Origin of the sequence: Pantoea sp. Tr-811, assembly GCF_011752535.1 — a bacterium.
GTDB lineage: Bacteria > Pseudomonadota > Gammaproteobacteria > Pseudomonadales > Pseudomonadaceae > Aquipseudomonas.
Map to the genome: position 1 here is coordinate 63,493 of NZ_VWXJ01000015.1, position 11,018 is coordinate 74,510.

The window sequence follows — 11,018 nt, forward strand, 5'->3', positions numbered from 1 at the left end:
GCGACTGAGAGCTGAGGACAAGGTGAGATGCCTGGGGTATATGACTGTTATTTCACGGATTCCGGCCTATGTTCGATGGAGTCCGTTTTTCTTTCGACCTTTACAGCTTCGATGAGTCCGAGGATCAAGACGCCGGGTTGAGATAGTACGTCAGTACATTATTTAACATAATACTCATTATGCGCATCCTTGGATTTTTCCCTCGGGGCGGTGTACTGTCGTCGTCAGCTAAAAATGCGAAACCACTGTCAATTATGCGAAAGCCCCAGCCACATGGCCCTTGACCGATTTTTCTTGCGCTACAGATCAAGCCACTGTTTCAAACAAATCTGCGAATACGCCTAGCTCAACGCCAGGACCTTGCGCTAGTAATCCGGTGGCGGACAACGATCAGGTTTCCTCCGATTTTAACAAATACTAGCCGCCGCAGTGTGCTGTTTTGGGGACCAGCTCGCTCGTTTACGGCATTGTTTACGAGTCCTCGGAATACCCCAGTCCTGTGTCTCTGCCGTTCGCAATCTGTACGGACTCTGACCCTCAGTAATCACATGCCTTAGGCCAGCATCCAGGCTGACGCTATTAGGCTTGTAAGGTGGAAGGATCACCATGAGTAATTGATTTAGGTGCTCGACAGGTCCGTTAGCCAGTTTAAGATCGTATTGCTTTCACATCGGCGCGCTCAGCAGAGAAATGCCGGTTCGGACGCTTATTTCCGGGCGTTGTAAACCACTTTTTTTACGTGTAAACCACTGTGGTTAACACGAAAAAAAGTGGTTTACACGGCTCGTTTTAGGGATCCTCCGGTCAAGCATGAGTTTCCGCTAGCGGGTCACTCAGTATCTGCGATACTAGAGTTGGCAGACGATCACAGAGGACAAGAATGAAACGACACAGACACGAAACACTTGGATAACCCAATGCCTGCCGACGGCGGACGGTAGCGGTGACGTAATCGTGCCGCTACCAGCCGAGGTACTGGAGCAAATGGGACTAAATCTGGGCGATACCTTGCATATAGGCACGATTGGCGAAGGAAACGAGAAAAAGGTCATCCTTGTGAGGCCCCAAAAATCAGAGTCTTGAGGGTAGCGGAATGTGGTACCCTCCCCTTAACTTATGACTCTACGGAATAACTATGCTAAATGAATATTTAGTAGAGTTATCTCCTCCCATGGGCCTATTCAGCAGCCTACACTTCGTGATTTGATAGTCAATTCTACTTCATCCTCACACTGGTTGCGGCAACGCTGTGCCTATGTCCTTGAAGATCGAAAACAAGCCTGCCTTTACTGATCGGTGCAACCAGTGTTTGCGTCCGGCGCTAATACTCTTCCTTCTTTAAGTAACACGATCAACGCTCAGAGCGGAATTTAACAGCTTTTGACGGGTCTGCAGCATAAGCGGAAAGCCTCCCCTGCCCGCCACTGAAGCGCGATTTGGCCATCGCAGTGGGTATTCTGGGCTCATCGGGCAAGTCACCTTGAAGTTCAATCCCCGCTTCCTGGGCTTTCAACGCAACAAAGCCACGGAGTAGATTTTCGCGATACGAATACATGTGCTCTCGCCCTTCGACTAACTCGAGTACTTCACCACAATCTTTTGTCAGGAATTTTTTCAAAATCTTCTTAAATTGGGCTGGCTCGAGAGGTTTTGCTTCAACCTCAGTTGGCTCCAGTCCGAAGATTTGCTGATTGATTCTCAAGTAGGACTTAAAGATATTATCAACGTAGCGGACGGTATCTTCGGAATCGGCGGTAGCCCACAACGCGAGTAAGTAATCGCGGCTTTTGTGTAATACCGCGCTGTCGTAAGGCTTCTGCAAACGTCCGCTTATGCCGAAAATAGAGCGCGCGATAGCTGCATCGAAATGTGTACGCTCGATGCGACGGACTTCCTGTTCATCCTTGAACACTGACCATAGGAGATTTTGGGTTAAAAGATGAACAAAATATGGAAAACCATTGCTGATACGGGCGATCGAGTGAACGATCTCTTCATCCACCTCCAGATCAAAGGCATCGATGGCACTGTAGGCAATGTCTTCGCGATAGGTCCAGAACAGCCGCTCCAGTTTTAAGGTAAAGAGCTGGCGAAAACTGGACTCGTGATCACCCAGCAGCTGATAGAGAGACGTGGCAATTCCAGTAAAAATGAACTTCACATTCACTCCTCGATCGCCTAGATCCTTGAGGTAGTGGGCAAATTTTGCTCGCTCGGTGGCTGACTCGATCTGGTCAAACTCATCGATCACTACTACCGGCCGTTCTGAGTGCACTTTCACCACCTCCTCCATGACATCTACCGCAGAAAACATCGAGTCAATGGGGGGGATAGTGATACTTTTTTCTTTGTCTTTTATCTGGAGCCTGTACAGTTTCAGGTTGAGGGTATGGGTATACTCCAAATCACGCCGACCACCCGCACGACGCAAAATTCGTTCGGCAATCTCTTCTATCGTTTTGTAGAAGCATGTGTCCTTGCCACATGGAATTTGTATCGGTTCGTTGTCACTGCTCTGATATTGCGCGGCCACCGAGGCCGCAAGCGATGACTTACCGACTCCTCGATCGCCGTAGATGAAAACGTGCCCGCCCTGGTCGAATAAAGCTTCCTCCACAAGTTCGAGCTCTTTGGCCCGTCCGAATAAACGTTCAATGCTCTTGACAGGAGAGCGTACCGACAGTTTGGACTGCAGAATCTCAACAAATTGCTCTTGATCGATATTCCGAATTGTCACATTCGTTTCCTTGAAAAATGACTGCCTTTGCCCTCACGAAGAAGTGATGCGGGCCGCATCGAAAGGCAATGGGGACGCACTCACTGATCCGTGCGCAAGTTTTCGCTCGAGTATGTTGAATGCAGCTGTTCATGGCAAGATCAGGACAGCAAGGCCACGCCTGAAGCACAGCGTACTCTTGTTCGCAGGGAGAACAAAACGCAGCGCATTGGAACCGTGTTCTGGCCGCCCCACCCTGCCAGGACTGCGCTTTTCACGCGCGCTAGCAAGACGGCTGATTTCAGGTTCGTCTAGCCCACACGAATTCGAGTGTTTCTCCGGCGTCGGTACTGCGACGAAAACGATTGCGTCTTCTAGGGGGTCATATCGTCTAGCTCGGACAACGCTTCTACCTAAAGGCCGTGCTCGACGACCCGTAGGAGGCATCCGCTGTCGCCAAAATTGATTCGGCTTATCACCGTTTCCGGAGCATTGAGGATCCAGCTGAGCGAAAAACGCAGAAGTTGTGCCTCTACGAACATCTGGCGCTCTGCGGCGGAATTTTAGGGTTGGATGCTGCTGCCCTCGCATGTTTGCTCGATGCGATTGAGCCACGAATTGTCTGCGTCGTAATGGCTGGAGCAACAATTTGCTAACTTCGCGTGTACCTTCCTTAAGCGTGAGATCCGATTGCTGGTCTTGGAGTTGGAGACTAGCAGGAAGACCTTGGCGATGGGCATCCTGTGTGACCCGCTTGGCTATAGCACCGTCGATACTCCGAATGGCCGCTAGTTGGATGAGCAATTGCTAGCGGCATTGCGAACTCAGCAATCAATCTGTTAGTAGGCGGTGTATATCTATGAATGTCCGACGTGTACTGATCGTCGAGGACGACGCCGATGGTGCCAGTATTCTTGAGGCTTACCTTCGCAAGGATGGTTTCGAGGTGGTGGTCGCCGAAGATGGAGCACGGGGCTTGGCGCTGTTCCGCCAAGTGTCTCCTTCTATCGTTCTGCTGGACATGATGCTGCCAAAGCTTTCCGGTCCTGAACTATTGGCGGAGATCCGCCGCGAGAGCGACTCGCCGGTCATCATGGTCACCGCTATCGGCGACGAACCGGACAAGATCGGTGCACTGCGTTACGGCGCTGATGACTATGTGGTCAAGCCCTGTAACCCACGAGAGATTGTGGCCAGGGTGCATGCTGTATTGCGTCGATACCGTGGTATTAGCAATCCTCGTCAACGCCTGGAATGCGCTGGCGTGTGGTTGGATAACGAGCGTATCGTCGCGGGAGTTTACAGTCGTGAGGGTGACGAGCAAGTGCTTGAACTCACCCGATCGGAATTTCTGCTTCTCGCTGCTCTGCTTCGCTCCCCCTCGCGTGCTTACAGTAGAGAAGAGTTGCTGGAAATTTGCATGCCCGAAAGCGATGCTTTGATCCGCATCATCGATACCCATGTCCATAACCTGCGGCGTAAGCTCGAATTGGTCGGCATCCATGGTGTGTTGGTCACAGTGCGTTCAGTGGGGTACCGATTCAAATGAGACGCATCAAAGAGCCCCCTCTCTGGCTTTGGGTAGGCCTTCGAATGACGCTGCTGGCGGTGAGCGCGGTGGTTGCCATTACGGGTTGCATGTTCCTGTATTTCTGGATCAGCGACTATCTCGTACAGGCTTCAATGAACGCGGCTGACCATGCCCGCTTCGTCGTCGCCCTTGGCGATGTTGAGCGCAATGAGCCGCTGTTGTGGCAGATGTTGCAACGCTACTACGACATCAATGACTTCCTGCCTGGTTTCAGTAGTGGTAATGACTGGCTGGCTTTTTATAGCTTCATCATCATTGTGATCCCGATGATTATCATTGCGGGTCTAATGCTGTCGCGACCTCTTTCTAGGCAGTTCCGCGAGATAGCCCATGCTGCTGGAAAAGTGGCTTCAGGAGACCTCAATACACGCGTCTCCCATCACCCCAGTCAGCCGGCCGAAATGCAGCTGCTATGCGTGCACTTCAACAAAATGGTCGAAAGACTCGGGCTATATCAAAACGAGGTCGCCGAGTCGGGATCTAACCTGGCCCATGAACTGCGTACGCCGCTCAATGCGGCGCTCGGCAGGATTCAAGGCATGCTCGACGATGTATTCCCATTGTGCCCGGAGCAATTGTGCTTGGTACAAGCACAATTGAACAACCTTAACTCCTTGGTGGGCGACCTGCACCTGCTATCGCTGGCTCATGCAGGCCAGTTACCACTGCACGTCTCGCCCTTTACGTTGGTTGAACTTATTGAAGAGCGAGTGGCTTGGTTTCTGCCACAGCTCGAAGCTGTTGGCATGGCCGTCAGTGTCCACTGTGCCAGGGAACTGACCGTCGAAGCGGATAAGGGACGGCTGGGTCAACTTATTAATATCCTGGTTGAAAATGCGATCAAGTATGCCGCCGATGGCCGCACGCTGAGGATCGCCGCACGGACAGATTTCAGTAATCTGTACATCGACTTCCTTGATCGAGGTCAGGCGATCGAGCACAAGGATCTGGACAATATGTTTGCGCGCTTCTGGCGGGCCGAGCAGTCTCGTGCCCGCGTCTCCGGGGGAGGTGGCCTTGGCCTGTCGATTGCTCAAGCTATCTGTGATGCGCACGGTGGCAGCATTGAGGCCCAGCGGCGCGATGAAGGTGGATTAGTGCTGCGTATCACCCTGCCCATAATCCTCGAAGCAACGTAAAAAAGAAGATCTTGAAACGATCTTGACAATCTCTGGACTGACTCTTCAGCACTGCCCTCTAGCATGGACCTCGATCGGCCAAGGCTTGCAACGTTGCGTTGCCAAGACCTTGGCGGCTGAAACCGTTTTCTCATCGAGACCTTTATTCCATGCAAAAACGCTTCCTTTCTTCCTTTGTTACTCTGGCACTGTGCGCCTTGAGCGCAGGCGCCCAGGCGATGGACATCAGCGGTGCTGTGGGTACCACCGGGCAACAGGGGTTTACCGGCCGTATAGGCTTAGGCTTCGAGTGGGCTAAAAACTGGCTGCAAAGTGACACCGGGCATCTGACCGGATATTGGGACACCGGTCTGACCCACTGGGAGAGCGGCAAGCGTGCCGCGTCAAGGACCTCGATCTCGTTTGCGCCTGTATTCGTCTACGAGTTCAACACCAGCAGCATCATCACTCCGTTCATCGAAGCTGGCGTCGGCGTATCGCTGTTTTCAGGTTCTAGGGTCGGCGATCGCACATTGGGGTCGTCCTTCAACTTCGAGGACCGCTTGGGTGTCGGTTTGAAGTTCGCCAATCAGGATCGCGTCGGCCTGCGCGTCATCCACTACTCCAACGCGGGCATAAAACAGCCAAATAATGGGATCGAGTCTTACTCGCTGTTTTACCGCCACGCATTCTGAACATGTTCGTAGTCATGACGACGCGCGCTTTGTTGCTCTGCAGTTGCGTCGGCATGCTGATGCTCTCAGCGTGCTCAACCGTACGTGGAGAGCGTGAGTGGCATGGCCAGGAACTCTATTTCATAAGCTGTTCCGGTCTGTTTTCAAGCTGGAATCAGTGTTTCAGCGAGGCCATGCGCCGTTGCGACAATGGCCGCTATTCCGTCGTGGCCCAATCCAACCAGGCCGGCGACGACGGTCCGGAATACCTGCTGGGTATCAACCCAGCAGGGTACGTGAGCCGTGATCTAGTCGTACTTTGCAACCCCTCTGCCAATGTTCAGGCCGGGCATACAGATGTCCCTTCCCCGCATTGGCTGGCAAGGCATCTAGGCAAGTCCGTGCACGTCCCGGCAGACGTGAAACATGAGCATTCCAGCACCCAAGGATATCCATGAATACACATTTTTCCCTCCCCATAAACAACGCAGTGCCAGAGTGCGTACTGCTTACTGGCGCTACCGGATTTCTCGGTGGTGCAGTAGCCGCCCAGATGATCACCGCAGGCCATGCCGCTGAATTACGCTTTCTGGTGCGCGCTGCGAACCCGCGTCAGGGCTTGCAGCGTCTCCATGACAATCTGCAACAGCACGGTGTTTCTGATGAAAACCGCCTTCACCTGACCGAGGCACAGGTAATCTGCGGCGACTTTCTTGATACAGGATGGCTGGCGGATAAACACGATCAGTTGATGGAAATCGACCGAGTCATCAATTGCGCCGCCGTGGCTTCGTTCTCGAAGAATCCAAGCATCTGGCCTGTCAATGTCGAAGGCACCTTCGCGTTCGCTGAGGTCATGAGCCGTTCCCAGCGGTTGAAGCGCTTTGTCCATGTCGGCACTGCAATGAGTTGTGGTCCGCAGCGCCACTCCCCGGTCAGAGAATCTTGGGAGTTTCCAGAAGTCGAGCAACAACTGGTCGACTACACTGCATCCAAGGCTGAAATCGAAAGGCGCCTCCGCGAACAGCTGCCGAATTTACCACTGGTGGTAGCACGTCCGTCGATAGTCGTCGGCCACAGCACACTTGGCTGCCGGCCTTCAGCGAGCATCTTCTGGGTATTCCGAATGGGCTTTGCTTTGGAGAGCTTCACCTGCGGCATGGATGAGCATATCGACGTGATTCCGGCCGACTACTGTGCGAATGCCCTAATCGGCCTGGCGTTCAAGCCCCAACTCAAATATGACCTTTATCACATTTCTGCTGGCAGCCAGTCGGCCTGCACCTACGCGGAAATCGATCAAGCCTATGCGCTGGCCAGCAACGGTGCGCCCGTGGGCGAACGCTATCGCCGTGTCGGCGCGCATGACCTGAAAAGCTTGGCGAGCAGTTTTGAGGAACGGATCGGTATTGCCAATCCGAGGCTGGTGTTAAGGGCCTTGCGTTTGTATGGCGGATTTGCCGATCTCAATTACCTATTCGACAACAGCCGCCTGCTGGATGAGGGAATATCACCGCCGCCTCGCTTTACCGACTATCTGGGCGCGTGCGTGAATTCATCTAAAGACGTCAGTATCGCCTCGCAAATGCAGTGGGATTTTAAGTAGGTGCTGATTGGACATGGCTTTCATGCGAGAGATTAACTAGATCTCGTGTTCTCTGCAGTCCGCGGTGGCGAGCGACCTGAACCCAATACCAAGGCCAGCAGCGCGGTTAACAACCGCACTGCTGACCCACTGTGCAGGAGCGATCATATCGGCCGCCCCATAGTATTGTCGCCATTCATCTTGTCTCGGGCTGATTACGTCGTAGGGCTGACCGCGTGCATGCCGGCCACGGCAGCAAACACTTGGCTACCAGAGTCGCCAGGTGTAGTCGATGTTTACCCTCAATTCATTGTCGTCGCGAAAGCTTGCGGTTGGGGAGAAGTCGTTGCGATACCAACCGTGACGCAACCGAAAAGCAATGTCCCGTAACGGACCAGATTGCACGACGTAGGAGAGCTCCACTTCCTTTTCGGATTCGGTGCGTCCATTCCCGCCAAGTGCCGTTGGCAGATCAATGTGCCGTCCTTCAAGGTAGCGCAGGGTGCCACGAAGACCGGGTATCCCACTGCCCGCGAAGTCGTACTCATAGCGTGCCTGCCAACTGCGCTCGTTGCGATTGACGAACTCCGACGCATAAGCACCGGCACTGATTACCAGCGGATCACTCCCCGCCAGATAGGGCATGGCGCTGGCTCCCTCCAGGTGCATGTAGCCTGCAGAGACTCTATGAGCGCCTCGCACATAGGTCAGCATCACGCCAAGATTGCGATTGTCTACCCGCCCTGCCCGACCAGCGCCATCTTCTGCACTCTCGTAGTAGCGCACATCGGTCAAGAGCTTTTCGTTGCCCAACACTAAACTGTGCTCGAAACCCAGGTAGCTTTGCCGGTATAGATCTCGTAGCTGAGCGAGGTACGCCTTGATCACCAGCGGCTCACCCAGTCGGAAATCCCCTCCGGCGTAGCGGAACCGACTACTGGTTGCTGCGGGGTTAAAGCGACCGTTAGGCGAAGCCACCGACAAAGGCTGGTAATCCGTCGAATCACGCAGGTTGTTACGGTCCATCTGGCCGAGAAAGAGGAGCATGTTGTCGAACTGCTGAGATTTCAGTTCGGCACCCCGGAAGGTCTGGCTGAAAAGCCGGGTTTGACTGGCATAGATCACCGGAAGCGCTGGTGCCAAAGTCCCCCAGCGCAGCTCGGTCTTGTCGACACGGGCCTTCGCGGTGAGCCCTAGCTCTGAGTACTCATCACTCGGCTCATGGGTGTCAGGGTTGTAAGGAAACAGCCCCGTGCCGACGCGGCTTCGGGAGGAATCCAGCTTCAGGCCAAGCCATGCCTGGCCCTCCAGGCCCAAGCCCACTGGACCCTGGGTGTAACCAGAAGCGAAACTGGCGATAAAACCCTGCGCCCATTCGCGGGACGCGGATTGAGGGCTGCTGCCTTTGTAGTCCCGATCGAAATAGTAGTTACGCGCTTTCAAGCTGGCAGCGCTGTCTTCCATGAAGGCCGACGCCTGGCAATGGGCAACTGGCCCGAATAGCGCGCACGCAAACAGCGCCGTTTTTGACGGTTTCTGAAGGAGGGTCATGTCGACTCCGTGACTTATTGTTGTTTTCCGGATGGCGCTACGACTAGAAAGCAGTGACGCCCAGGACGGGCGTCGGATCAATTCAACTGTGGTTGCGAGCTGCGGCGCCCTCCAGACCGACCAGCAAGCGGTCAGACTCCGGGATTATCATCTCGAACGCCGAAGTCACACTGGTGTAATCGAAGTAACCAAGCCGGGCTAAAGGACGAATTTTGAGGACATCCAGCCGGCCGTCTTCAGTCAGTGCGTGGTCGACAATGTGGATGCCAATCACCTTGCCAAACACTACGTCCACCGTGCCCATAGGCCCGTTGCCGGGGAGGCGGACGGTCTGTAGGTACTGGCATTCGAACTGTACAGGCGAAGCGGCGACGCGAGCCGCCGCGACTTTCAAGCCCTCGGCTTTTTCCAGGCTTGCGTGAATGAACTCATCCATCCCATATGGCAACTCCTGCGCGGTCAGGTTGACCTGCTCGCGCAGGTCATAGGTCGCCATATTCCAGATAAACACGCCGGTCTGCTCGGCATTGATTACGCTGTCTTTGCGTCGACCGTCAGTGGTTTGATTCGACGAAAACATCACCATGGCCGGGTCGAAGCTGACATTGGTGAACTGGCTGTAAGGAGCCAGGTTGTCGACGCCGTCAACGCTGCGCGTGGAGATCCAACCGATCGGTCGAGGTACTACGCAAGACTTGAACGGGTCATAAGGCAAATCATGTTTAGTCACACCTGGTTGATAGAACATGCAAGGGCCCTTCTTGTTGTTGTAGTTGGATCAAACGAAGGCATCGGCATAGAAGCGGTCGATGTTCAACTCCAGCTCGGCCACGTAGTCACGCCGAGCGGAATCCACCACAATCGGGGCACCGCAGGCATACACGTCAAAGTCCTTCAAACTCTTGAAGTCATTGATAACCTGTCGGTGTACGAAACCCGTTGCGCCCTGCCAATCGCAGGCTGGGCTGGGTTCGGAAAGTACCGGCGTGTAGCGCAGCCAAGGCAACTGAGCTTGCAATGCGCTCAACTGCTCGTGACGGTACAGGTCAACGCGTTGTCGCCCGCCCCAATAGAGGTAAACCGGTCGGCGGTTACCCTGCTCTTGCAATTGCTCAAGCAGCGCCTGAATTGGCGCAAAGCCAGTTCCGCTGGCCAGGAAGATCATCGGCCGCTCGTTATCTCGCAGGTAGAACGAACCGAACGGCCCTTCTACCCGCAGAATTGCCTTCGGCAGTAGGGTGTTGAACACATGCCCGCTGAAAACCCCACCTGGCATATGACGGATATGCAGCTCCACCTGATTGCCGCGGGGAATGCTCGAAGCCATCGAATAGGCCCGTCGGCTTCCATCCTTGAGCAGCACCTGCAGGTACTGACCAGGCAAGTAATTGAACGTCGACCCCGGTGCTAACATCAGTCGCAGCACCGCTACGTCATGACTCACCTTGTCGATTGTTGCCACGCGGGTCCCCATCTGCTGAACACTGATGCCGCGTAGTTCAGTGACTTCCGGTGCTTCGATCACTAGATCGGAGCAGGCCCGGGCACAACAGAACAGAGCCATGCCCTGCGCCCGCTCCACTTCGCTGAGCACATCCAATGGGCTGTCGGCGTGGTCCACGTCACCGCTGACCACTCGGCCCTTGCAACTGCCGCACGTGCCCGTGCGGCAGCTGTGCTTGAGCATCAGACCATCGGCCAAGGCCGCATCCAGCACGGTCTGGCCTTCGGCGATCGGACAGGAAAGGTCCACCGGAAGAATCTGAATGTGGTGTCCCATCGC

Annotated in this window: 8 protein-coding genes; 4 read left to right on the plus strand and 4 right to left on the minus strand. The window is 54.5% G+C overall.

The features are described 5' to 3' along the window. Positions 1 to 1,351: 1,351 nt before the first annotated feature. Positions 1,352 to 2,737 (minus strand): ATP-binding protein, encoded by a 1,386-nt coding sequence (locus F3J44_RS21185; protein ID WP_167275694.1) that lies wholly within the window; start codon positions 2,735 to 2,737, stop codon positions 1,352 to 1,354. An 838-nt stretch (positions 2,738 to 3,575) separates the two neighbouring features. Here F3J44_RS21185 and F3J44_RS21190 point away from each other — a divergent pair. The 4 genes from F3J44_RS21190 (at position 3,576) to cprA (ending at position 7,705) form a co-directional block, all read left to right on the plus strand. Further along, complete coding sequence (locus F3J44_RS21190) at positions 3,576 to 4,265, plus strand: response regulator transcription factor (protein ID WP_167275697.1); 690 nt, start codon at positions 3,576 to 3,578, stop codon at positions 4,263 to 4,265. Positions 4,266 to 4,309: 44 nt separating this feature from the next. Beyond that, complete coding sequence (locus F3J44_RS21195; protein WP_167275700.1) at positions 4,310 to 5,446, plus strand: ATP-binding protein; 1,137 nt, start codon at positions 4,310 to 4,312, stop codon at positions 5,444 to 5,446. A 149-nt stretch (positions 5,447 to 5,595) separates the two neighbouring features. Continuing rightward, on the plus strand, positions 5,596 to 6,120 hold the full coding sequence (locus tag F3J44_RS21200; RefSeq protein WP_167275702.1) for an acyloxyacyl hydrolase: 525 nt from the start codon (positions 5,596 to 5,598) through the stop codon (positions 6,118 to 6,120). A gap of 433 nt (positions 6,121 to 6,553) precedes the next feature. Then, positions 6,554 to 7,705: a cationic peptide resistance protein CprA gene (gene cprA / locus F3J44_RS21205; RefSeq protein ID WP_167275705.1), complete on the plus strand. Its 1,152-nt coding sequence runs from the start codon at positions 6,554 to 6,556 to the stop codon at positions 7,703 to 7,705. A gap of 246 nt (positions 7,706 to 7,951) precedes the next feature. Here the strand turns inward: cprA and F3J44_RS21210 are convergent, their stop codons facing one another. The 3 genes from F3J44_RS21210 to F3J44_RS21220 all read right to left on the minus strand — a co-directional run bounded on the left by F3J44_RS21210 (position 7,952) and on the right by F3J44_RS21220 (position 11,015). Continuing rightward, positions 7,952 to 9,235 carry an OprD family porin gene (locus F3J44_RS21210; protein WP_167275708.1) on the minus strand — a complete coding sequence of 428 codons (1,284 nt, stop codon included), beginning with the start codon at positions 9,233 to 9,235 and terminating at the stop codon, positions 7,952 to 7,954. Positions 9,236 to 9,317: 82 nt separating this feature from the next. Next, the gene (locus F3J44_RS21215; protein WP_167275710.1) at positions 9,318 to 9,983 is read right to left on the minus strand and encodes a flavin reductase family protein; all 666 of its coding nucleotides are present in this window, start codon (positions 9,981 to 9,983) and stop codon (positions 9,318 to 9,320) included. Positions 9,984 to 10,013: 30 nt separating this feature from the next. After that, a complete protein-coding gene (locus F3J44_RS21220) occupies positions 10,014 to 11,015 on the minus strand; it encodes a CDP-6-deoxy-delta-3,4-glucoseen reductase (RefSeq protein WP_167275713.1) in 1,002 nt (333 codons plus the stop codon). Positions 11,016 to 11,018: the final 3 nt, after the last annotated feature.

Coding starts and splice junctions, on each gene's coding strand:
- F3J44_RS21190 (WP_167275697.1), top strand. CDS start 3,576: ATGAATGTCCGACGTGTACTGATCGTCGAGGACGACGCCGATGGTGCC.
- F3J44_RS21195 (WP_167275700.1), top strand. CDS start 4,310: ATGACGCTGCTGGCGGTGAGCGCGGTGGTTGCCATTACGGGTTGCATG.
- F3J44_RS21200 (WP_167275702.1), top strand. CDS start 5,596: ATGCAAAAACGCTTCCTTTCTTCCTTTGTTACTCTGGCACTGTGCGCC.
- cprA (WP_167275705.1), top strand. CDS start 6,554: ATGAATACACATTTTTCCCTCCCCATAAACAACGCAGTGCCAGAGTGC.
- F3J44_RS21210 (WP_167275708.1), bottom strand. CDS start 9,235: ATGACCCTCCTTCAGAAACCGTCAAAAACGGCGCTGTTTGCGTGCGCG.
- F3J44_RS21215 (WP_167275710.1), bottom strand. CDS start 9,983: ATGTTCTATCAACCAGGTGTGACTAAACATGATTTGCCTTATGACCCG.
- F3J44_RS21220 (WP_167275713.1), bottom strand. CDS start 11,015: ATGGGACACCACATTCAGATTCTTCCGGTGGACCTTTCCTGTCCGATC.